General features: G+C 63.5%; 19 protein-coding genes. 13 read left to right on the forward strand and 6 right to left on the reverse strand.

The genetic code is table 11. The annotated features are described in order from the left end of the window. The first annotated feature begins 49 nt into the window (after nucleotides 1–49). The 10 genes from S7S_RS13105 (at nucleotide 50) to S7S_RS13155 (ending at nucleotide 10,611) form a co-directional block, all read left to right on the forward strand. On the forward strand, nucleotides 50–832 hold the full coding sequence (locus S7S_RS13105) for a GGDEF domain-containing protein (protein WP_008738537.1): 783 nt from the start codon (nucleotides 50–52) through the stop codon (nucleotides 830–832). Nucleotides 833–1,043: 211 nt separating this feature from the next. Next, nucleotides 1,044–2,207, forward strand: a complete 1,164-nt coding sequence (locus S7S_RS13110; RefSeq protein WP_008738539.1) for an OmpA family protein — start codon at nucleotides 1,044–1,046, stop codon at nucleotides 2,205–2,207. 630 nt (nucleotides 2,208–2,837) lie between these two features. Then, complete coding sequence (locus S7S_RS13120) at nucleotides 2,838–3,914, forward strand: OmpA family protein (RefSeq protein ID WP_008738546.1); 1,077 nt, start codon at nucleotides 2,838–2,840, stop codon at nucleotides 3,912–3,914. Nucleotides 3,915–3,958: 44 nt separating this feature from the next. Beyond that, on the forward strand, nucleotides 3,959–5,563 hold the full coding sequence (locus tag S7S_RS13125) for an Ig-like domain-containing domain (RefSeq protein WP_041026004.1): 1,605 nt from the start codon (nucleotides 3,959–3,961) through the stop codon (nucleotides 5,561–5,563). Between the two features lie 291 nt (nucleotides 5,564–5,854). Continuing rightward, on the forward strand, nucleotides 5,855–7,162 hold the full coding sequence (locus S7S_RS13130) for an acyl-CoA dehydrogenase family protein (RefSeq protein WP_008738549.1): 1,308 nt from the start codon (nucleotides 5,855–5,857) through the stop codon (nucleotides 7,160–7,162). 25 nt (nucleotides 7,163–7,187) lie between these two features. Next, nucleotides 7,188–8,393 carry an acyl-CoA dehydrogenase family protein gene (locus S7S_RS13135; protein ID WP_008738551.1) on the forward strand — a complete coding sequence of 402 codons (1,206 nt, stop codon included), beginning with the start codon at nucleotides 7,188–7,190 and terminating at the stop codon, nucleotides 8,391–8,393. A gap of 139 nt (nucleotides 8,394–8,532) precedes the next feature. After that, a complete protein-coding gene (locus tag S7S_RS13140; protein ID WP_008738554.1) occupies nucleotides 8,533–8,946 on the forward strand; it encodes an MliC family protein in 414 nt (137 codons plus the stop codon). Nucleotides 8,947–9,117: 171 nt separating this feature from the next. Continuing rightward, nucleotides 9,118–9,651, forward strand: coding sequence for a hypothetical protein (locus S7S_RS13145; RefSeq protein ID WP_008738558.1), 534 nt, complete (start codon nucleotides 9,118–9,120; stop codon nucleotides 9,649–9,651). 85 nt (nucleotides 9,652–9,736) lie between these two features. Beyond that, entirely contained in the window at nucleotides 9,737–10,087 is a 351-nt protein-coding gene (locus tag S7S_RS13150) for a DMT family protein (protein WP_008738580.1), read from the forward strand. Nucleotides 10,088–10,251: 164 nt separating this feature from the next. Further along, nucleotides 10,252–10,611, forward strand: a complete 360-nt coding sequence (locus S7S_RS13155) for a hypothetical protein (RefSeq protein WP_144401669.1) — start codon at nucleotides 10,252–10,254, stop codon at nucleotides 10,609–10,611. Nucleotides 10,612–10,700: 89 nt separating this feature from the next. On the opposite strand, the gene S7S_RS13160 is transcribed toward S7S_RS13155, so the two are convergent. Continuing rightward, a complete protein-coding gene (locus S7S_RS13160; protein WP_008738584.1) occupies nucleotides 10,701–12,737 on the reverse strand; it encodes an NADPH-dependent 2,4-dienoyl-CoA reductase in 2,037 nt (678 codons plus the stop codon). A gap of 112 nt (nucleotides 12,738–12,849) precedes the next feature. Between S7S_RS13160 and S7S_RS13165 the strand changes: the two genes are divergently transcribed. Continuing rightward, the gene (locus S7S_RS13165; RefSeq protein WP_008738593.1) at nucleotides 12,850–13,476 is read left to right on the forward strand and encodes a TetR/AcrR family transcriptional regulator; all 627 of its coding nucleotides are present in this window, start codon (nucleotides 12,850–12,852) and stop codon (nucleotides 13,474–13,476) included. A 38-nt stretch (nucleotides 13,477–13,514) separates the two neighbouring features. Here the strand turns inward: S7S_RS13165 and S7S_RS13170 are convergent, their stop codons facing one another. After that, nucleotides 13,515–14,801, reverse strand: a complete 1,287-nt coding sequence (locus tag S7S_RS13170; protein WP_008738596.1) for an acetyl-CoA C-acetyltransferase — start codon at nucleotides 14,799–14,801, stop codon at nucleotides 13,515–13,517. A gap of 294 nt (nucleotides 14,802–15,095) precedes the next feature. On the opposite strand from S7S_RS13170, the gene S7S_RS13175 reads away from it, so the two are divergent. Next, nucleotides 15,096–16,514, forward strand: a complete 1,419-nt coding sequence (locus S7S_RS13175; protein WP_008738597.1) for a 3-oxoacyl-ACP reductase — start codon at nucleotides 15,096–15,098, stop codon at nucleotides 16,512–16,514. A 72-nt stretch (nucleotides 16,515–16,586) separates the two neighbouring features. Here S7S_RS13175 and S7S_RS13180 read toward each other — a convergent pair whose 3' ends face one another. From S7S_RS13180 to S7S_RS13190, 3 genes are all read right to left on the reverse strand, one after another. Continuing rightward, nucleotides 16,587–17,588 (reverse strand): AraC family transcriptional regulator, encoded by a 1,002-nt coding sequence (locus tag S7S_RS13180; protein ID WP_008738598.1) that lies wholly within the window; start codon nucleotides 17,586–17,588, stop codon nucleotides 16,587–16,589. Nucleotides 17,589–17,694: 106 nt separating this feature from the next. Beyond that, nucleotides 17,695–18,819: a fatty acid desaturase family protein gene (locus S7S_RS13185; protein ID WP_082027730.1), complete on the reverse strand. Its 1,125-nt coding sequence runs from the start codon at nucleotides 18,817–18,819 to the stop codon at nucleotides 17,695–17,697. A gap of 77 nt (nucleotides 18,820–18,896) precedes the next feature. After that, nucleotides 18,897–20,015, reverse strand: coding sequence for a ferredoxin reductase (locus S7S_RS13190; protein ID WP_008738600.1), 1,119 nt, complete (start codon nucleotides 20,013–20,015; stop codon nucleotides 18,897–18,899). Between the two features lie 197 nt (nucleotides 20,016–20,212). On the opposite strand from S7S_RS13190, the gene S7S_RS13195 reads away from it, so the two are divergent. Beyond that, nucleotides 20,213–20,848, forward strand: a complete 636-nt coding sequence (locus S7S_RS13195; protein ID WP_008738601.1) for a TetR family transcriptional regulator — start codon at nucleotides 20,213–20,215, stop codon at nucleotides 20,846–20,848. Between the two features lie 51 nt (nucleotides 20,849–20,899). Here S7S_RS13195 and S7S_RS13200 read toward each other — a convergent pair whose 3' ends face one another. Next, nucleotides 20,900–22,732 (reverse strand): hypothetical protein, encoded by a 1,833-nt coding sequence (locus S7S_RS13200; protein WP_008738602.1) that lies wholly within the window; start codon nucleotides 22,730–22,732, stop codon nucleotides 20,900–20,902. Nucleotides 22,733–22,888: the final 156 nt, after the last annotated feature.

Here is a 22,888-nt window from a genome sequence, read left to right on the forward strand (position 1 = left end):
TGCCCCGGAACAGTCAACGGCAAGCCAGCAGCGGGCGCGGGGGACACGGATGGGCTTCTGGAATCAGGGTGCGGCGCAATCATTGCCGATGCAGGACAACGAACCGGTCATCACCAGCCAGGACCGGCTGCGTGCGGTCAGCAAGGCCGCATGGCTGACGCTGCTGATGCTGCTGCTGGCCGTGACGATCACCGCAATCTGCGTGCTGGCCACCGGCGAACGCAACTGGGTGTTCGCACTGGGCCTGTCGATCCTGATTCCGCTACTGGTGACGCCGCTGGTGGTCTACCCGATCAGTTGCCGCAACGCGGCGCTTGCCCGCAGCAATCACCACCTGCAGCAACTGGCCCGCCACGATCACCTCACCGGACTGTTCAATCGTCCTTATATGCTGAACATGCTCGAACGCGAGCTGGCCCTTTCCAGCCGGCACGATTATCCCGTGTCGCTGATGCTGATCGACATTCAGAACAACCGCGACATCATCGACCGCCTCGGTCGCCACGCCTCTGACAAGGCGCTGCAGCGGGTGGCGCGGGAAGTGCGCACGCAGATCCGCGAGAGTGATCTGTTCGGGCGCGTAGAAGGCGCACAGTTCATGCTGGTATTGCCCCACACCGGGCTGCGCGATGCACTGCGCATCAGCGACAACCTGTGCCGCCTGCTCAATCGCCAGGACATCAACACCGACAGCGCCGCTATCAGTCTGCTCACCTGCTTCGGCGTTGCCTCCACCGAACACAGCAGCCGCACATTGCAGAACCTGCTGAACGACGCCGATTATGCGCTGTACAACGCGCGCAAGCAGAACGGTGCTGTGGTCGACGCCTGATCCTGCACTGCAACCTTGCGCACCATGGTGCAAGCATGGGCCATGCACGATACGTGTGCGCCTGCATTGATTCAGCGCATTTTTTTGCGTCCTGCCGTTCAGCCGCAGTATGTTAATTTTTATTGACTGCCTGCCGTTCCGGTTTACCTGCCGCACGGATGTAACAGAAAATGACGGCGTTATTCATTCCCCCCATCCAGGACGGACCAAGATGAAAGCCACGACTCGCAAATACGTTTCCCTGCTGGGCCTCGCCGGCGCCTCGCTGATCGGCGTTTCCGCCCAGGCACACGATATTCCGGAAAAATACATTTACCTCGGTGGCCACGTCAGCCAGTACTGGTTCGATAAGGACGAACTCGGCCCGAACGGCTATGACACCGTGACACTGCCCGGCCTGCAGGCCGGCGCGCGCTTCGCACCAAACTGGTCTGCCCAGCTCTGGTGGGAACGCAATGCAGTGCGCACCGAGATCACCAATGACAAGAGCTATGCCAACCTGGCGCTGGGTTCCCTGCGCTATCACTTCCATGACACGTCCTGGGGGCCGTTCGAACCCTACGCGGGCGTGACAGCCGGTCAGCTGCGTTTTGATCGTCGTGGCGATGAAAAGGACGAGGAAACCGTGGCAGGCGCCGAATTCGGCATGCAGGCACGGCTGGCTGAGCACTGGATTTTCGACATCGGCGCGCGCCCGCTGTGGACCGAATGGCGCGACCGCTTCGAAGGTGAAGTCTATGCTGGCCTGAACCTGGTGTTCGGCGCCACCCGCAAGGCTGAACCGGCACCGGAGCCAGTCGTCCCGGCGGTGTATGACCAGGACAATGACGGCGTGCCGGATGAGCGCGACAACTGCCCGAACACCCCGGCCGGTGTTGCCGTGGACGCCAGCGGCTGCCCGCTGGACACCGACGGTGACGGCGTACCGGACTATCAGGATCAGTGCCCCAACACCCCGGCCGGCGCGCTGGTGGATGAGCAGGGCTGCCAGAAGTACCTGGAAAGCGATGTGCGTGAAACACTGTACGTGGAGTTCGAGCTGAACAAGGCCGAGATTCGCCAGGAGTACATCGGTGAACTGGCACAACTGGCCGAGATGATGAAGCAGTACCCGTCCGCGCGCCTGCTGCTGGAAGGCCACACCGACAGCTCCGGTGCGGCCTCCTACAACATGCGTCTCTCGGGTGAACGTGCCGCGTCAGTGAAGAACTCGCTGGTGAACAGCTTCGGCATCAACCCGGACCGCATCGATACCGTGGGCCGGGGTGAAGAACAGCCGATCGCGGACAACACCACCGCCGAAGGCCGTGCCCAGAACCGCCGCGTCGAGGCGATCCTGCGCGCGACCAAGCGTGAAGCCCTGTACGAAGAGTAATGCCATTGCCCCGCCATTCCGGCGGGGCCCTCGATACCGCAAGACGCCGCCCGTATGGGCGGCGTCTTGTTTTGGACCCCGTCCCCGTCCACCTGGCCGGGAAACCCGCAAACGCCATATATATCAAATAGACATCACAACAGAACACGGAACGGATAGCCGTTTTTGCCACCTTTTTTGTACGAAATAACCTCCTTGTCTTGTAAGCATTTTCTTACAAGACAATTGTTTCGATAGTTATCAAGCGGTTACATATGGATACAGACAGACCCCCGTTCCCCACCCTGCATCCCCCCTTTCTCCCCCTCTGCACCTCGCCGGACGTAAACGATCAGTACTTTCTTCTCAGCAAGGACCCGCCTCACATACATTTGATGACATAAATACAACACTGGCGTGCCAACCCTGCCGGCACACCCTGTACCGGCGACTGCCGCCCAAGCCACTGATATATCGACCATTTCCCCTCCTGCCCGGCGTGGCGAATTCGTCATCTGCCGCGCCATTCCATGGCCATTCCCCGGCATCGGGCCCCGAACACATCCGGTGATCCGCGATCATTCGCGCTGCGGCACCGGCCCTGCCCCGGCGCCGACTGTTTTCTTTGGGAGTCAGCAAGAGGGAATGCACATGAACTTTTCCAGAATCGGGCTTGCAGCGGGCGCGCTGGGCCTCATCCTCGGCACCCCCGCCGTTGCCGGGCAACAGTGGCCGGAATCCTTCGGCTACCTGGGCATACAGGGGTCTTACTACGATATCGAAGACGGTCGCGAGGCCATCGGCGACGTCGAGAACTACTGGCAACCGGCGGTGAACCTCGGTTACCGCTTCAATCCGCGTTTTTCCGCCCAGCTGCAGTACGGCAAGGCGGAAACCAGCGCCAAGAACATCGACCTGGATGTTGACGCTGAACTGGCCAGCATCGTCGGGCGGCTGCATTTCCCCGAATGGTCGGTGATCGGCTTCCAGCCTTACGCCGGCCTCGGCTATGGCCGTAATGAACTCGATCCGGAACTGCTCGACACCAAGAAAGAAGACATGGTGGTGGGCGAACTGGGCCTGCAGCGCCTGCTGAGCCGCTCTTTCATGCTGGACCTTGGCGTGCGCGGCCTGCTGGAAACCGATGACCGCTTCTTCGATTCACAGCCCTACATCGGCCTGAACTGGCTGTTCGGCAAGCGCTACGCCGAAGCGCCGGCACCGAAACCCGCGCCGCGCAAGGAAGAGCCGATGTGGATCGACAGCGACGGCGACGGTGTACCGGACCATCTGGATCAATGCCCGGATACCCCGGCGGGCGCACTGGTGGACGACGTTGGCTGCCACCTGGTGCTGACCGAAACCGTGAACATCACCCTGCACGTGGAATTCGACCACGACAGCACCACCGTGAAGCAGGGCTACCTGCCGGAGATCGAGGAAGTGGCGCAGGTACTGACCCAGTACCCCGGCGCGGAAGTGCTGCTGGAAGGGCACACCGATTCCACCGGCCCGGCCACCTATAACCAGAACCTGTCTGTCGCCCGCGCCAACGCGGTCATGCGTGTCCTGATCTCTGAATTCGGCATTGGCGCCGAGCGCATCCGCACCTCGGGCATGGGTGAATCCCAGCCGATCGCCGACAACGGCACCGCCGAAGGCCGCGCGCAGAACCGTCGCGTCGAAGCCGTGATCCAGGCGAGCCGTGAAGAAATCCAGATGCGCTAACCGAATTGAACGAACAGGCATGCATGGCATGCGGGAGAAGGAACATGAACGAGATCAAGAAACCCTGGATCACCGGCACATCACTGCTGCTGGCTGCACTGCTGGTCACCGCCTGCGGCGGTGGCGGCGGGCCGAACTCGAGCCGTATCGACGTCCCTGGCGGCGAAGATCCGCGCACCCCGGAATTCTGCGATGATCCGGACCAGATTTTCGGTATCGACAGCAACGGCATCCTGCCGGCGGATGGCGCCACGGACGTGGCCCTGAACAGCGTCATCAACCTGCGTTTCACGCACAATGTCAGCGCCGCGTCGGTCAATGAAACCACGCTGTTCATCACCAACGGCGGCACCGTGGTGCCGGTGAATTATCAGGTCAACGGCCGCAACGTGACCCTGACACCACAATCCCCCCTGGTGGGCAACACCGAATACACCATCAATGTCGGTGCCGACATCGCCACCGCGCTGTGTCTGCCACCGAAGACGCCAAAATTCATCAGCAGCGATGATGTGGGCGATACCACCTTCACCACCGGCACCCAGCCGGACAGTGAACAGCCAACCATCGTCTCCATTACGCCCGCTGACGGCGCCACGCTGGTCCCGCAGGACGCCAGTGTGACCATCGTCTTCAGCGAGCCGGTCAAGGCATCCACTGTCAGCGCCGACACCATCACTCTGACACACGACAGCTCCGGCACGGACATCGCCGGCAACTTCGACGTGAAAAACGAGATCGTGGTGTTCACGCCCAGTTCACCCCTGCAGATGCAACAGAACTACACCCTGAACGTCTCCACCAACATTCGTGACCTGGCCGACAACGCACTGCAGGACGCTGGCACCAGCAGCTTCCGTGTCGGCGGTGTGGTCGTCGCCCTCAACAACACGCTGGTCAGCCAGATTCCCGGCCTGAGTGATCTGGTCAATGGCCCGCTGGCTGACCTGCTGACCCAGATCGGACTGGTGCCGGACGAAGGCGGCGGCGTGGGCAATCTGGACAACCTGGCCATCATCACGCTGCCACTGCCGACGGATATCAACAATCCGACCGAGTTCGACGATCTGCTGGTGGCGGTCTGTGACCCGGAAAACCCGGCACAGGACTGCGCGCTGAAACTGAACGTCGGCCTGGATCCTGCCTCGCTGCAAACCCTCGCAGACGAACTCACCTCGGGTGATCCGCAGGCGGTGCTGGACGCACTGACCAACGCACTGGTGGCTGAAGACGGCGTGCTGTCCGTGGACCTGAGCCTGCTGGAAGATGGCCTGCCGGGTGTCACGCAACTGCTGGATACCGTACCGGGGCTGGGCGACGCCCTCGACATGGTGGTCGGTGCGCTGGAAGACGGCCTGTCGCAGGTGCCGATGCTCAACGACCTGATCGACCAGCTTGGCCTGTTCGGGGATGGCAGCGTGGTGGACCTGGGCCTGCTGTCCGGTTCGCTGCTGGCACTGGGCGTGGGTGACGAAGAAGACCGCCTGCTGGACCTGCAGGTACTCGACCCGAGCACCGGCGCCCTGCTGAACATCAGCGGCGGGCTGCTGGACGACGTCCTGGACCCGGTGCTCGGCGCACTGGATCCGGTTCTGGACCCGCTCAACGAACTGCTCTGCAACACCATTCCGCTGCTGTGTCTGCGTTGATGATTTGACTCCCGCATGATGCGGCTTGGGGCGCCTCCCCCCTCGGGGCGCCCCCTTTTTTTCCGGCACGCCGCGCCAGCTGTGTCGCGGCCTGTCCTCTTGCACGCCTGCGCGTTTCCCCTCTGTTTATCCCCACCCTTTGCCTGAACGACGCTGCACGCGCGCGCCGCGACCAATTGCCGCACCGCCATCCGCGCCAGGCGACGGAGTCATTGTGAGCATCAGGGTCGCGTCCATAATCGGGGCCGACTCAGTTTTCCAGACCTGCTTTTCAATCATGAGGAATATCACATGGCCAAAGATGCCGTCGGTTATGCACTGACCGCACTGAACAAGATGGCCAGCTCCGATCTGCTGGACAGGCTCGGGCTGCGCAAGCTGGCGGAACGGATGGCCTATACCCTGACCCGCACCGGCTTCCAGGTCATCACTACCAGTGCACGCACTTTCAAGAGCGCGGGCACCCCAAAGCGTCCGGAACGCCTGAATACTCCCGGCCACACTACCGACCTGTTCGACCTGAACATCACCGACGAACAGCAGATGATTCGCGACTCGGTGAAAGCGTTTGCGGATGACGTGCTGCGCCCCCGCGCCGAAGCCGCTGATGCGGCCAGCTGCACCAGCGACGAAACCGTGGCTGCGGCACTGGAACTGGGCCTGAATTTCTTCGCCGTACCGGAATCCTTCGGCGGTGCCGCCAGCGAACGCTCGCCGGTAACCACCATGCTGGTGGCCGAGGATCTGGCCTGGGGCGACATGGGCCAGGCGATTGCCATCCTCGCACCGATGGGCGTGGCCAACGCGCTCACGCAGTGGGGCAGCGCCGATCAGCAGGCACGCTATCTGCCGGCGTTCGCCAGCGAGAACCCGCCCAAAGCGACCCTCGCCGTGGCCGAGCCAAGGCCACTGTTCGATCCGCTGCAGCTGCAGACCACCGCCCGGCGCGACGGCGATCACTATGTGCTCAATGGCACCAAGTCGCTGGTGCCGCTGGCCGCCGAAGCGGAACTGTTCCTGATCGCCGCACAGACTGATGACGGCCCGGCCGTGTTCATCGTCGAAGGCGGTACCGACGGGCTGCGCGCCGGCGACGATCCCTCCATGGGAATACGCGCCAGTGGCCAGCGTCCGCTGCTGCTGGACAACGTGCGTGTGTCTGCCGCACAGAAACTCGGTGATGACGATTTCGATTACCGCGCCTTTGTTGATCTCGGCACGCTGGCCTGGTGTGCGCTGGCCATCGGCACCAGCCAGGCGGTACTGGATTACGTGATTCCCTACTGCAACGAGCGCAAGGCCTTCGGCGAGCCGATCAGCCAGCGCCAGGCCGTCGCGTTCCTGATCGCCAACATGGCGATCGAACTGGATGCCATGCGCATGCTCACCTGGCGTGCGGTGTGCCGCGCCGAACAAGGCAAATCATTCCGCCGCGAAGCGCACCTGGCGCGCACCCTGTGCAAGGAAAAAGCCATGCAGATCGGCACCGACGGCGTGCAGCTGCTCGGCGGCCACGGCTTCACCAAGGAATACCCTGTCGAGCGCTGGTATCGCGACCTGCGCGCCATTGGTGTCGCCTTCGGCGGCCTGCATCTTTGACTGCGCGCATCCAGGAGAGCACAGCATGAATATCGAAATCCCGAAAAAGATCCGGCCGATCATCAACAACGCCCATCAGGTGGCGCTGAGTGTGTTCCGCCCGATTTCACGCAAATACGACAAGGCCGAGCACGAAGCGCCGAAAGAACTGGACATGCTCGCCTCGGTACTCGACGGCTTCAATGAAGGCGACCCGGAGTCCAGTGCCGGCGCCACCCGTACCGGCAAGGGCCGCATCAACGATGACGGCACGGTAAAGAACGGTGCCAACATGAGCACCTGTCTCGGCGCCATGGAACTTTGCTACGGCGACACCGGCTTCCTGCTGGCGATGCCGCGCCAGGGCCTGGGCAACGCCGCCATCGCCGCAGTGGCCAACGACGAGCAGCTCAAGCGCTTTGAGGGCAAATGGGCTGCCATGGCAATCACTGAACCGGGCTGCGGGTCCGATTCAGCCGCCATCCGCACGACCGCCATCAAGGACGGCGACCACTACGTGCTCAACGGCGAGAAAATCTTCGTCACCTCCGGCGAACGCGCCGACTGCGTGGTGGTGTGGGCATCACTGGACCTGTCTGTCGGCCGCGCGGCGATCAAGTCGTTCGTGGTCGAATGGGGCACGCCGGGCATGGAACTGGTACGGCTGGAAAAGAAGCTCGGTATCAAGGCGTCGGATACTGCCGCGATCAATTTCAGTGACTGCCGCGTGCCGGCGGAAAACCTGCTGGGCAACCCCGAGATCGATGTCAAAAAAGGCTTCGGCGGGGTGATGGAAACCTTCGACAACACCCGTCCGCTGGTGGCGTCGATGGCCATCGGCGTGGCCAAGGCCTCGCTGGAGCGGCTGCGGGAACTGCTGGCCGACCATATCGAGTACGACTACGACAAGCCGGTGGACAACTGCTCCGCCGTCGAAGCCGAGCTGTACCGCATGGAGGCCGAGTGGGAAGCCGCTTACTGGCTGGCCATCAAGGCCGCCTGGATGGCGGACAACAAAAAGTCCAACTCGCTGGAAGCCTCGATCTCCAAGGCCAAGGCCGGCCGCGTCGGCAACGCCATCACGCTGCGCTGCGTGGAACTGGCCGGCACGCTGGGCTATACCGAAGAAGAACTGCTGGAGAAATGGGCCCGTGACTCGAAGATCCTCGACATCTTCGAGGGCACACAACAGATCCAGTTGCTGATCATCGCCCGCCGTCTGCTGGGGCTGTCATCGTCCGAACTGAAATGACCGCCCGCACCTCCGTGCCCGTCCCGGCACGGAGGTGCGGCGCCATTGTTAGCTGATTTTTTACATCCCGGGCCGCTGCGACCTGGTTCTCAATCCGACATAATGGCCACCTCCGCCTGACACAAACAGGATGTGCCTTATGTCCCGCCTTGCTTCCCTGCTGCTCTTGCCTGCCGTGCTGCTGACACTGACTGCCTGCAGTGACGGCGACAAGGAGCCGGCCAGTTCATCCACCGCCATTCCTTCCCCGGCACCGACCGAACAAGCAGATACCGCGCCAGTGGAACCCGCCGTGCCGGACGCGGACACCCCCGCGCCGCAGCCGGCCATCACGGTGCGTTATCAGTGCGCCAGCGACCTGATCGTGGAAGCCACCTACAGCAACGAAAGCGCGACGCTGGTGATTGATGGCGAGCGCTATGCGCTGACCCAGCAGGTGTCGGCTTCCGGCGCCCTGTATGGCAACGATGCGATCGAATGGCACACCAAGGGCGACGAAGCCGTGCTCACCGGCGGCGACGACACGCGCGTCTGCCTGCGCGTCACCGAATAATCGCGTTCGCCCCCGGCAGGTCCGGGGGCAGCAGTCCCGCCCGGCCAATCGGCCCGCGCCCGCCCTCCCGTATTGATCCCGCCACGACCCGCACGACAGAATAGCAGGCTCCACAGGGATCACCGCCGGCCATACCGATAACGCCACGCCGGCCATACCGAGAGGGACACCATGACCGTACCACTGACGCTGCCGCGCCTGCGCACGCTGCTCAACCTGCCCTGGCTGATGCTGGTTTCCGGCATTGTCTTCATCATTTCGCAGACCGCCCTGGCGCTGACACTGGTCCCGCTCGGCGAGCCGGAAATTCTGTTCCGGGTGCAACTGCTGTTCACCACCGCCGCCGACTACCAGGCACAGTTCAACGCGTGGGAAGCGGCCGGTGTGCTCGGCGCGTATGAGGCCCACCTGATTCTCGATGCACTGCACCCGGTCTGGTATGCCACCTTTGCCACCTGCGTGCTGGCCGTGCTGTTCAGCCGTCGCGGCGCCAGCGCTGCCTGGGACCGTTTATTGCCCCTGCCGATGCTGTCCGGCCTGCTCGATGTGCTGGAAAATGGCATGCAGGCCATGTTCCTGAACCATCCTGCCGCACTCACTGATGGCCTGGTCTTCATGAGCTGGCTGTGTTCGGCAGGCAAATGGGGGCTGGTGCTGATCTACGTGGTTGCCGCGCTGTACTGGATACCGCCGCGCCGGCGCTGAGGCGACGGCGCCCGGTGGCGCAGCATCCGGACAGGCGTAGAATCGGGCCATCCCAGCCCGTTCTGCCTGTCCGGAATCACTGCCCATGACCGCTTACCCGCTGCTGACCACCCTGATCCTGCTGACCTGCTCCAACGTCTTCATGACCTTCGCCTGGTACGGCCACCTCAAACACCTGAACGACAAACCCTGGATCATCGCAGCCCTGTTGAGCTGGGGGGTCGCCTTGTTCGAATACCTGCTGCAGGTGCCTGCCAACCGCACCGGCTTTACCGTGATGAGCCTGCCGCAACTGAAAATCACCCAGGAAGTGATCACGCTGCTGGTGTTCGTGCCGTTTGCCATGTTCTACATGAAGCAGCCACTGAAATGGGATTTTCTCTGGGCCGGATTGTGCCTGGTCGGCGCGGTGTATTTCATGTTTCGCAGTGCCTGATAGCCGGGCCTGCGATTGACTCCGGCGCCACGGCTCGGGCAACGTAAAGCCATAAAAACCAGACGAAAGACTGAAACACCACAGCGACCGCTTGTGTAAGCTGACGGCGGTCGAGGGCGACGCGCCTGCTGCATCGCCGCCAATAACAAGGAGAACACCACCTAATGCGATCAGTCCGTCGCATCCGGGCATGGATGCCATGTCACCACAGCATGCTGTTACTGCTGGCCGCGCTGCTCGGCACAGCACCGGCACACGCCGACGGCCCCACCGGCACGGTGCTGCTGAGCCAGCAATGCGATTACCTGCTGCTGGATCTTGCCGGCCGCCAGGCGCTGCTGAAACTGCTGGACGGCGAGCCCCCCCAACCGGGCGACCGGCTCACTGCCGACGCCGATCTGATGCCACGGGATTTCAGTACGCTGGTGAACCAGCGTACTGATGAAACAATCCGGGTATGGGTAGACATCGTGGAACGTTCAACCACGCGGGCGTTGAACCGCTACGGGCAATACTGCCGCTGACCAGCGCAGGCGGGTGGCGCCTTCACTCGCCCCACCCTGCCAACGCAGCCCGGCCAGGCGAGTAGAGCGAAGGCGCGCGCTCACCTACCTCAGAGTTTCGCTGCCAGCTCCGCGCCCTGGCGGATCGCGCGCTTGGCATCCAGCTCCGCCGCCAGTTCCGCACCACCGATCAGGTGGTACTTGGCGTTACCTTCCTGATACAGCTCGCGCAGCGATTCCTGGCCGGCACAGATCACCACGTTATCCACTTCCAGCAGGTGCTGTTCGCCACCGACAGTGATGTGCAGGCCTTTGTCGTCGATACGGTCATAGCTGGCACCGGCGATCATTTCCACACCTTTCATTTTCAGCACCGCGCGGTGCACCCAGCCGGATGTCTTGCCCAGATCCTTGCCCAGCGAGGTCGGTTTGCGCTGCAGCAGGTACAGGCGGCGTGCAGACGGTTGCGGCTGCGGTTGTTCCAGGCCGCCCGGTGTGTCGGTGTGGAAACTCACTCCCCACTCCTGCTGCCACTGTGCCAGAGGTTGCGGCTGCGTGGCGCCGTGGTCATGGGCGAGGAACTCACCGACATCAAATCCGATCCCGCCGGCGCCAATCAATGCCACGCGCGCGCCCACCGTCACCTCACCGGTCAGCACCTGCACGTAGGAACACACCATGGGATGATCAATGCCCTCAATGGCCGGCTGACGCGGCAGCACGCCGGTGGCGATCACGATCTCGTCGAACGCCTGCTCCAGTTCGCCCTGGCCGATACGGCGGTTCAGTTCGACCTTCACCCCGGTCTGTTCAATGCGTTTGCTGAAATAGCGCAGTGTTTCCCAGAACTCTTCCTTGCCGGGCACCCGCGCGGCCATGTTGAACTGGCCACCGATACGGTCGGACGCATCGAATAGCGTCACGTCATGACCACGCTCGGCGGCGACAGTGGCGGCGGACAACCCTGCCGGGCCGGCACCGACCACAGCCACTTTTTTCGGCTTTCGCGTTTTCAGGTAGACCAGCTCGGTTTCATGGCACGCCTGCGGGTTCACCAGGCAGGACGCACGCTTGAGTTGGAAAGTGTGATCCAGGCAAGCCTGGTTGCAGGCGATGCAGGTATTGATCGCATCCGCCTGGTTGGCCGCCGCCTTGTTGACGAAATGCGGGTCGGCCAGCATCGGCCGTGCCATCGACACCATGTCGGCAAACCCGTCGGCAATGATCTGCTCGGCCACTTCCGGGGTGTTGATACGGTTCGAGGCGATCACCGGAATCGACACCACCTGCTTCACCTGGCACGTGGCTTCGATAAAGGCGGCGCGCGGCACCGAGGTGACAATGGTCGGTACCCGCGCCTCGTGCCAGCCGATACCGCTGTTGAGAATATCCGTGCCGGCCTTTTCCAGCGCGCGGGCCAGTTCAAGCACTTCCTCGTGCGTGGAACCGTCTGGCACCAGATCGATGACGGACATACGGAACACAATGATGAAATCCCGGCCACAGGCCTTGCGCACGGCCTCGACGATTTCCACCGGGAAACGGCGCCGGTTTTCGCTGCTGCCACCGTACTGATCTGTGCGCTTGTTGGTGCGCGGCGCGGTGAACTGGTTGATCAGGTAGCCTTCGCTGCCCATGATCTCGACCCCGTCATAGCCGGCCTTTTTGGCCAGCCGGGCGGCATTGGCAAAATCCTTAACTGTCTGCCGCACTTCTTTCGTCGACATCGCCTTCGGCTTGAACGGATTGATCGGCGACTTCACCGCCGAGGCGGAGCGTGACAACGGGTGATAGCTGTAACGGCCGGCGTGCAGCAATTGCAGGCAGATCTTGCCGCCAGCCTTGTGCACTTCGCGGGTGACCACACGATGGCTGAGCGCGTCACCGATATTCAGCATGCTGCCGGAAAACGGATAGAACCAGCCCTTGCGGTTCGGGTTGAAACCGCCGGTGATGATCAGGCCGGTGCCACCCCGGGCACGCTCGGCGAAATAGGCGGCCAGCTTCTTGCGGTGCCACAGCCGGTCTTCCAGGCCGGTGTGCATGGAGCCCATCACGACACGGTTCTTCAGGGTGGTAAACCCCAGATCCAGTGGTTCAAGCATGTGCGGATACGGTGCTGCAGTGGCTGCGGCGTTGGCAGTCATCGGTGTCTCTCCCCTGATAGCAGGCCAGGCGGGCGGTTGGCCCCGGCATCTGGACAGCGTCAAGATAGGGGCGTATCTTGACGCTGTCAAGACAACCCTCATACTGCCGCGCATGACTGACAAGCACCCTGCCACTCCACGCTACCACCACGGCGATCTGCGCAGCGCACTGCTGCGTGAAGCGGCGCTGTTACTGCGTGACGACGGCGTCGAGGCCCTCAGCCTGCGCCGGCTGGCCGAACGCACCGGCGTTTCGCGCATGGCGCCCTATCACCATTTCAAGGACAAGCACGCGCTGCTGTGCGCACTGGCCAGTGAAGGCTTCAGCGCACTGGACAGCATGATCACCGACGCCCACCTGGCGCCCGGTGCAGACCTGGGCGATGGCCTGCGCAACTTCGTACGCGCCTACCTGCGGTTTGCGACGGAGAATCCGGAACAGTACGAGCTGATGTTCGGCCGCGCGATCTGGAAAAACGCCGAGCCGACCGCCGAGCTGCGTGATATCGCCTACCACGCCTTCCGCCATTACGCCGAGCGCATCGGCGCGCTGGTCAGCCAGACGCAGCTGCCACAGGGCAGCCGGCCGCTACGGCTGGCGCAGGCCAGCTGGGCCACGCTGCACGGCCTGTGCAAGCTGATGCTGGACGGTATTTATGTCGATCGCGGGGATATGGAAGAAGTGAGCGAGGAAGCTGTGCGGTTGATGGTCGCGGTGCTGGGCGGCAAAAACGCCTGACGCTCACTGCCGTGCGCGCCAGGCGTTTTGCGGGAGGCTTATTTTTCCAGTACCGCTACCACACCCTGACCACCTGCCGCGCAGATGGAAATCAGGCAGCGGCCGGAGCCTTTTTCGTTCAGCAGCTTGGCCGCGTTGGCCAGGATGCGGCCGCCGGTGGCAGCGAACGGGTGGCCCGCTGCCAGCGAGCTGCCTTTCACATTCAGCTTGCTCATGTCGATGCTGCCCAGGGCCTTGTCGCGGCCGAGGCGGGTTTTGCAGAAGTTCTCGTCTTCCCAGGCTTTCAGCGTCGCCAGCACCTGCGAGGCGAAGGCTTCGTGGATCTCGTAGAAATCGAAGTCCTGCAGTGTCAGGTTCAGCTTGTCGAGCATGCTCGGCACGGCGTAGGCCGGTGCCATCAGCAGGCCTTCCTTCTTGTTGACGAAATCAACGGCCGCCGCTTCGCCCAGTGTGAGGTAGGCCAGTACCGGCAGGCCACGCTCTTTGGCCCACTCTTCCGACGCCAGCAGCACGGCGGAGGCGCCGTCGGTCAGCGGTGTGGAGTTGGCCGCCGTCATGGTGCCTTCCGGGCCGCCGAATACCGGCTTCAGGCTGGAGAGTTTTTCCAGGGTGGAATCGCCGCGCAGGTTGTTGTCGCGCTCCAGGCCCTTGAACGGGGAGATCAGGTCTTTCTGCCAGCCGTCTTCATAGGATTTGGCCAGGTTCTTGTGCGAGGCCAGCGCCAGCTTGTCCTGCGCTTCGCGGGTCACACCCCACTCGACCGCCGTGATCGCGGCGTGGTCACCCATCGCCAGGCCCGTGCGCGGCTCGGCGTTTTTCGGGATATCCGGCAGGAACCATTTCGGGTTCAGCAGTTTCAGCGCCAGCTTGGCTTTCTCGCCATTGGTCTTGGCCCTGTTGATGGCCATGAACACCTTGCGCTTCTCGTCGTTGACGCCCAGCGGCGCATCGGAGGTGGTGTCCACGCCACCGGCAATACCGCTGTCGATCTGGCCCAGGGCGATCTTGTTCGCCACCAGCAGCGCCGCTTCCAGGCCGGTGCCGCAGGCCTGTTGCAGATCATAGGCCGGGGTTTCCGGCGCCAGGCCGGAGCTGAGCACGCATTCGCGCACCAGGTTGAAATCGCGCGAGTGCTTCATCACCGCGCCAGCGGCCACCTCACCGATGCGTTCGCCCTTGAGGTTGAAACGCTGTACCAGGCCCTGCAGGGCGGCAGTCAGCATGTCCTGGTTGGACACACCGAAATAGGCGGTGTTGCTGCGTGCGAACGGAATCCGGTTGCCACCGATGATGGCCACTCTACGTACTTTACTGGCTGCTAACATCTTCCTTCCTCCGGTCAGGGCGGCGCGGGGCGCGCACGCAGGGCCAAGCCATAAAGAACCAAACTAAACAAGAACAGTGGGCGCAGTCTAGCCAGATGCCCTGCGCGCTCATTGGCTGCGCCGCCGACCGGGCTTCCGCTGCGGGTCAATATCGACCGGGGCGCGTGGTGCTTCAATAGCGCCCAGCCTGGGGGTGCCCATGTTAAGGTGCTGTCTCTGGCGCACCCTGCTGCGGCCCGGCGCCGCATGCACGCCCCCACATCAACCGGATTACCTACTCTCAAGGTGAGGATAATGAGCGACGTCTATCAGGCCATTGCCAACTCCGCCGTTGGCAAGAAAGTCTTCAGCGCGATGAACCTGCCGATTCCCGTAATGCTCGAGCGCTTTGAGCCCGGCGCCGTGTCCTTTATCAAGGGCGGCGTGGTGCTGGGCGCCGCTGCCGGCGGCAGTGCGGCGCAAAGCGTGCTGGCCACGCTGAAATCGGCCCCGGAAGCAGTCGTCAGCACCCTGGCCGGCGCCGCTGCCGAAGCAGACATCCGCAAGGCCGCCGAAGCCGCCGGCGAACAGGTCAATGCCTACAGCCCCAGCCGCGAAGACGGCCAGCGCTTCAAGGCACTGGTGTTCGATGCCACCGGCATCAAGAACACCGGCGAGCTGCGCGCCATCTGGGATTTCTTCAACCCGGTGGTCCGCAAGCTGGAAAAATGCGGCCGCATCGTGGTGATCGGTCGCACCCCGGAAACCTGCGATATCGAGCAGCGCATTCCGCAACGCGGCCTGGAAGGGCTGGTCAAGAGCCTGGGCAAAGAGATCAAGAGCGGCGCCACCGCCAACCTGGTGTATGCCGATGCCGGCGCCGAACCCCAGCTTGCCGGCGCGCTGCACTTTTTCCTGTCACCGAAATCCGCCTATGTATCCGGCCAGGTCGTGCGTGTCGGCAACGCCGGCTTCACCGGCCAGGGCTTTGACTGGCAGCAGCCACTGGCCGGCAAGACCGCGCTGGTCACCGGCGCCGCGCGCGGCATCGGTGCGGCCATCGCCCAGGTACTGGCCCGCGACGGCGCACGCGTGATCGTGCTGGATATCCCGCCGATGGCCGAAGACCTGAACGAAGTGGCCTCGCGCATCAACGGCATTGCACTGGAAGGCGACATTACCGCCGCCGATGCCCCGCAGCTGATCAGTGACAAGGCACGCGAACTCGGCGGCCTGGACATCATCGTGCACAACGCCGGCGTGACCCGTGACAAGACCATGGCCGGCATGCCGGACAAGTTCTGGGACATGGTGATCGACATCAACATCGCCTCTGAAGAGCGCATCAACGCCCGCCTGCTGGCGGACGGCACGCTCAACGAAGGCGGCCGCATTGTCTGCGTCAGCTCGATCTCCGGCATCGCCGGCAACATGGGCCAGACCAACTATGCCACGTCCAAGGCGTCGGTCATCGGCATGGTGCAGGGCATGGCCGGCGAACTGGCCGGGCGCGACATCACCATCAACGCGGTCGCACCGGGCTTTATCGAAACGCAGATGACGGCAGCGATTCCGTTCGCGATCCGTGAAGCCGGCCGCCGCATGAACTCCATGAACCAGGGCGGCCAGCCGGTGGACGTGGCGGAAACCATCGCCTTCTTCGCCAGCCCGGCGTCCCAGGGCGTGAGCGGCAACGTGGTGCGCGTGTGTGGCCAGAGCCTGCTGGGCGCCTGATCACCAGGGAATCACGCATAAAAAAACGCGGGCCTGACCCGCGTTTTTTTATGCCCGGTATCAAGCGCCGGCCTATTCGTCGCTTTTCGCCTTGCGATACTCGATCGGCGTCATGCCGACCCAGCGCTTGAAGGCACGATAGAAAGTGCTCGGCTCGGAGAAGCCGGTCAGGTAGACAATCTCGTCGATGGACTCTTCCGTTCCGCCAAGCAGACGCTTGGCCAGGCGGCAGCGGTAGTCGGCCACCAGCTGGTTGAAGTTGGTGCCGGCATCCGCCAGCCGCGTGCGTAGCTGGCGCGGCTTGATGTTCAGCCGTGCCGCCACATCTTCCAGGTTGGCGTGGCCGGATTCCAGCAACTCGGCGATCAGGCGGTTCACCTGCGCAACCAGATCCTGCTTTTCCAGACGCGCCACCTGTTCGATGGCGAGCTGTTCGTGCAGGCGCAGCAATTCCGGTTCATGGTGCGAGGACGGCAGGTCCATCAGGCTGCGATCAAACCGCAGGCCGGTGTGCTCCTGGTCGAACAGGATCGGACAGCCGAAGATGCGGTCGTACTCTTCCATGTCGGCATGCGCGGAATGCTTGAAGTAGATCTGCAGCGGCTCGAACGCGCCGTCGGTGACAAAGCGGAAGAACTTGATGAGGCCGACCATGCCGCACTCATTGAAATGGTGCAGGCGGCGGCTCCAGAACATCTGCTTGAGCACCACCGTATCGCCCTCTTCCTCCAGCTCGCCACGGGCGGCATCGGACAGCAGGCGCTGGTAATTGAGTGCCCGCTTGAGGCCCTCGCCAAAGGTGGAGCTGCTCAGAAACAGGTATTCGAGCACCTGCCCCTTGAAGATCGGGATGTGGGCGCCAAGGTGCAGGCCAACGTGCGGATCGCCGGAGACTTCCTCCGCCGCCTGCCAGAACCATTCCTGGGCGTCATGGGGGGTGCGCAGATCAGCCTGCTTGAGCACTGAGGCCTGCAGGCCCACTTTCTGGAGTACCGCGTCAGCGTCGATGCCGGCCGCACGCATGGCGGTGTAGGCCATACGCAGCAGCACACCTGAATCAGTCAGTTCTGCCATCCTGCTTGGTTATCCTGACAGTGCTTGAAGAACCGGCAGATTAGCACAGGCCGGGGCGGGGCCGGAACCGGCATGCTGCCGGCCCGGCCCCCGACTGTCGGAGACCTCAGGCCGTGGCCGGCTTGCGACGGCCCGGCAGCGACAGGCGCAGGATACGCTTCATCACCGTGCCGAACTGACGTGGCAGGCTGCCGGTGTTGTAAGGCAGCTGATACTTCTCGCAGATCGCCTGCACCTTCGGACCGATTTCCGCATAGCGGTGCGCCGGCATGTCCGGAAACAGGTGATGCTCGATCTGGTGGCTGAGGTGGCCGGTAAGAATGTGGAATGCACGGCCGCCTTCCAGGTTGCTTGAGCCGAGCAACTGGCGCAGGTACCAGCGCGCCCGGGTTTCACCCACGATGTCGTCCTCGGAAAACATCTCCACCCCGTCGGTGAAGTGGCCGCAGAAAATCACCGCGTAGGACCACAGGTTACGCACCAGGTTGGCCGTCACGTTACCCGCCAGTGTGAACAGGAAGCCCGGGCCGGCCAGCGCCGGAAACAGCAGGTAATCCTTGAGCACCTGCTTGCTGGACTTTTTCCAGATCTGACGCAGTTGCTGGCGTACTTCCGTCCAGCTCTTGTCCTTGCCGACGCGCTCGATTTCCAGGTCGTGCAGCGCCACGCCCCACTGGAACAGGCCGGCCAGCACCCAGTTATAGGCCGGCTGCGCCAGATACACCGGGTGCCACGGCTGGTCATCCGACATGCGCAGGATGCCATAGCCGACATCGCGGTCCTTGCCAACGATGTTGGTGTAGGTGTGGTGCATATAGTTGTGCGAGTGCTTCCACTGTTCCGCCGGGCAGGTGTTGTCCCAGTCGTAGGTGCTGGAATTCAGCGCCGGGTCTTTCAGCCAGTCCCACTGGCCGTGCATGACGTTGTGGCCGATCTCCATGTTCTCGAGAATCTTCGACAACGACAGCAGCGCCGTGCCCGCCAGCCAGGCCGGCGGCAGGAAGCCGAGGAACAGCAGACCGCGCCCGGCGATCTCTGAATAACGCTGGGTTTTCAGAATCCGGCGGATATAGCGCGCATCGCGCTCGCCGAGGGATTCCATCACCTCGCGGCGCACTGCTTCGATCTCGGCGCCGAAGGCTTCCACCTGTTCAGCACTCAGGTGACGCCAGCCACGGGGAACCGGCGTCGTGGTTTGAGCAAGCGCACTGGCTGATACTGCTGCATTCATGTCCGTTCTCCCAATCTGGTCTGATGTGACGGCGCGCTCTTCAGCGTCATCCGTGCAGGCGGTTTGTTAACCGCCGGTCAAAGTTCCAGTTGCACGCTGCCTGCGGCGGCATGCACACAGAGTTGAATGTCTTCGTCACGCACGGTGCGCACTTCACCGTTGCGCAGGTCACGGACCTGGCCTTCCTGGACGCGGCATTTGCAGCCATGGCAAATGCCCATGCGGCAACCCGACGGCGGGTTCAGGCCCTGTCCTTCGGCCAGTTCGAGCAAGTTCGGCGCGGCTTCACCACTGGCTTCACGGCCGCTTTTCACGAATCTCACCTGGCCCTCGCCCGCCACCGCAGCGAGTTTGACCTGAAACTGTTCCTGCGCCGGGCGCGCCCAGCCGCGGGCGGTGAACGCCTCGTTGACACGTTCCATCAGCGGCGGCGGCCCGCACAGCAGCGCAGTGCGTGCGCTGGCGTCCGGCACCAGTTCATCGAGCTGCTCGATGCTGAACAGGCCACGCCGGTCCTCGCCAATCGGCGTGCCCTGGCCAATCACCAGGCGCAGGTCAAGCCAGTCGCAACGCTCTGCCAGCGCCCGCAGTTCGCCGTAGAACAGAGTGTCGGCGTAGCTGTTGCTGTAGTGCACGAACACCACGCTGCCGGTGGCACCCAGGGCCGCACGCTGGCGCAACATGGCCATCAGCGGCGTGATGCCGCTGCCGCCACTGATCATCAGCAGCGGTGCATCGTCCTGCGGCAGCAGGAAATCGCCACGCGCCTGGCTCAGATGCAGTATTTCGCCGGCCTGGGCCTTGTCGACCAGATAGTTGCTGACCAGCCCGTTGCCGTTGCGCTTCACCGACACGGTAATTTCGCCCTGCATGGCCGGTGCGGAAGAGATAGAGAAGCAGCGGGTGTAACGCACGCCACCGATCTCCACGCCCAGCACCAGATGCTGGCCAGCCTGGTGGCCCTGCCAGTGATGATTGGGGCGGATATGCAGTGTCACCGCGTCGGCGGTTTCGCGTACGGTGCGGGTGATACGGCCACGCACTTCGCTGACCGACCAGAGCGGGTTGAACTGGCTCAGGTAGTCGTCCACGGACAGCGGCGAGGCCAGCGCCCGGGTGACGGCGTTATCCAGCAGGCGATAACCCAGGCGGTTCAGGCCCGGGGTCTTGCGCTCGGCGATGTTCCCTGTGTTCATGACAGCGACTCCGGCTATTGATGTGAACATGCGTGCACTTTATTTTCGCCAGGGCATAAATGTCAACACCTGTACACAAAATAATGTATATCCTTTTATATTCAATAAGTTGCAAAGTGAACACTCGCGATCACTTTCTTTTGAGGGTGCCAGAGGCCACAATCCTGTACACACGAACAGCCGGATAACCCCGCCTCATGGAGCCAAGCACCGAGACACGCCGCGACCCGCGACGCGGCCGCACCCGCCGCGCACTGATGGACGCGGCACTGGAACTCGTTGAAAAGAAAGACAATTTCACCGCCCTGTCATTGCGACTGGTGGCGCGCAAGGCCGGCGTGGTACCCACCGCTTTCTATCGACACTTCCCGGACATGGACTCGCTCGGGCTGGCACTGGTGGATGAATCCTTCCGCACCCTGCGCCAGTTGATGCGGGAAGTGCGCTCCACCAGCGTGCCGGTGAAGCAGGTGATGCGGCAGTCGATGGAGACCTATGTCGCCTATGTGCGCGCCAATGCGCGGCACTTTCAGTTCGTTGCCAAGGAACGGTTCAGCGGCAGCCAGGCGATCCGCACTGCCATCCGCCAGGAGATACGGCTGTTCACCAGTGAACTGGCCACCGACCTGTCGCGCTTCCCGATGCTCAATCAGGTCAGCGCCGAGGACCTGCAGATGATGGCCGGGCTGGTGGTGAACAACATGACTTCGCTGACCGAGCAGATTCTCGACCTGCCGGCCGGTGACGCGGAGGAAGAACAGTTCCTGATCCGCACGGCGGAAAAACAGTTGCGCGTCATTATTCTTGGCGCGTTGGCGTGGCGCAGCAAGTGATCAGCGTGCGCTAACCGGACGGCGAGTCACCGGCGGACTGCGCGTCCCGGACTACGCGTCCCGGACTGCGCGTCCCGGACTGAACGTACGCTGGATGTCTTCGCGCATGCCGCCGTATTGCGCCGCGATCACCGTGTCGTAGGCCGCGCGCCACTGCGCCTCCAGTTGCAATCGCTCCTCCGCCAGTGATGCCCGCAGGTCCGCGATCAGTTCATCGCGGTTGGCGTACTCATCGATCTTCAGCAGCGCCCAGTCGGTCGCCACCCAGGACACCACGCCACCCGCCAGCGCGCAGGCCAGTGCACCCGGCCCGGTGGGCGCGCACAGCGCCGCGCCCGTTCCCGCCCCGGCGGCTGCGCCGGCCCTGGCGGCGCCTTTTGCCGCACCACGCGCGGCCAGTGCCGCGCCCGAGCGTGCCGCCGCGCGGGCAGCAAAGGCGCGGAACAGCACCACGCCAGCCGTAGCCGTGGCCGCACCGCCGGCCACCGACATCCTCTGCATGAAAGCCGGACTGCTGTAGCGGTCCAACTCGCCCAGCGCCGTATCCAGGTCCAGCGACACCGGCGCCGATGCAGGGCCCTGCCCGGCCCGTTCACCGGTCAGCGCCTGGATCATTTCCGCCAGCCAGGCTTCACGAGCGTCCTCCGCTGCCCGCAGCAGGGTGCCGTCGGCCTGCAATCTGAGGATATCGACCTGCTGTGCAAAGCCGACCGGTTCGTAGATCAGTTCGAGGGCTTTTTCCTGCAGATAATCGCCGCTGTTCTGTTCCAGCATCATCATCGACAGCCGCGCGTACTCGCCACCCAGTGAGTAATACCAGTCAGCAAACGTCGGCAATTGCGCCTCCAGCTGCGCGAACAACCGGTCCAGCCCCTGCGTCAGGTGCCTGTCCAGCGCCGAACGCGCTCCGGCCTCGCCCTCGGTAAAACGCAGCGCCGACAGCAGCGCCAGCTGCTGTGCGCGGGCCGCCGGCACCTGGTACACCTTGCCACCCAGTGCCACCGTTACCGGCGCCGCCGGCAGCCACTGCGCGCGCAGCGTGGCGCGATGGTCCGCCACCAGCAGCGTCGCCAGCAGTACCAGTGGCAGAGCCAGCAGGACACCGCGTCGGGGGGGCGGTGCCGGCAGCCGTGCCAGTGTGCCGCCCCCCAGCATCAGCAGCGCCAGCAGGAACAGCCCGTCCGCCGCCAGCAGTACCAGCCAGCCGCCGTAGCGGAACAGCGGTTCGCCAAGCCCCGGCAACCACTGCTGCCCCAGCCACCAGGCCAGCGCATCTTTCATCGCCGCCGCCTGCAACAGCCACAGCAGCGGCTCGCTGACGGCATGCTGCCGCCCTGCTTCCGACCAGAGCGCATCAATCAGGGAAATATGCTGAAAATCAGGGTAATGACTGAACAGCGCCGGAATCGTCATCAGGCACAGCAACGCCACAAAGCTGCTCCAGAGCGCCACGCGCATGCTCAGCGCCGGCAGATACACCGGCGTCACATGCCGGCCCAGGTACCGCTCGGCCAGGCCTGTGCACACCGCCAGCAGGAGCAGGCCACCCAGCAACACCCACCAGGCCAGGCCGTCCTCAAGGCGGATCACGCCCACCAGCAGCACCAGCCCGAGCAGCAACGCCACGCACCACTGCCGCAGGCGCAGCAGCCAACCGCCGCGCAGCCACCGCGCCAGCCGGCTCTGCGGCAGGATGTAGGCCTGCACGAATGCCTGCCGCCGGCTCAGCGCGCGCCGCCACAGCCCGGCGGCAATCACCGCACTGAGCAGCAGCCATGCCAGGCCCAGCACCGCCGTCGGCAGGCGTGCCCCGAGCACGTTCAGCCCCAACAGCAGCAACGCCGGCCCACACAGCCACAGCAATCGCCACACCCCAACGCCCATCGGCCTCTGCTCCCTGCCACCGGGAAGGTGGCCCATCTGCGCTCATTGTGCCCCAGGGAGCCACTGAATAACTCCCTGGCGCTTCTGCGCGGCTTTCCCGGCGGTTATCCGAGGCTCCCCAGCCCCGGCATTGCCGCATGCAGGCCGCCACCGGCA

Source organism: Isoalcanivorax pacificus W11-5 (assembly GCF_000299335.2).
In the GTDB taxonomy this organism is placed as follows: Bacteria; Pseudomonadota; Gammaproteobacteria; order Pseudomonadales; family Alcanivoracaceae; genus Isoalcanivorax; species Isoalcanivorax pacificus.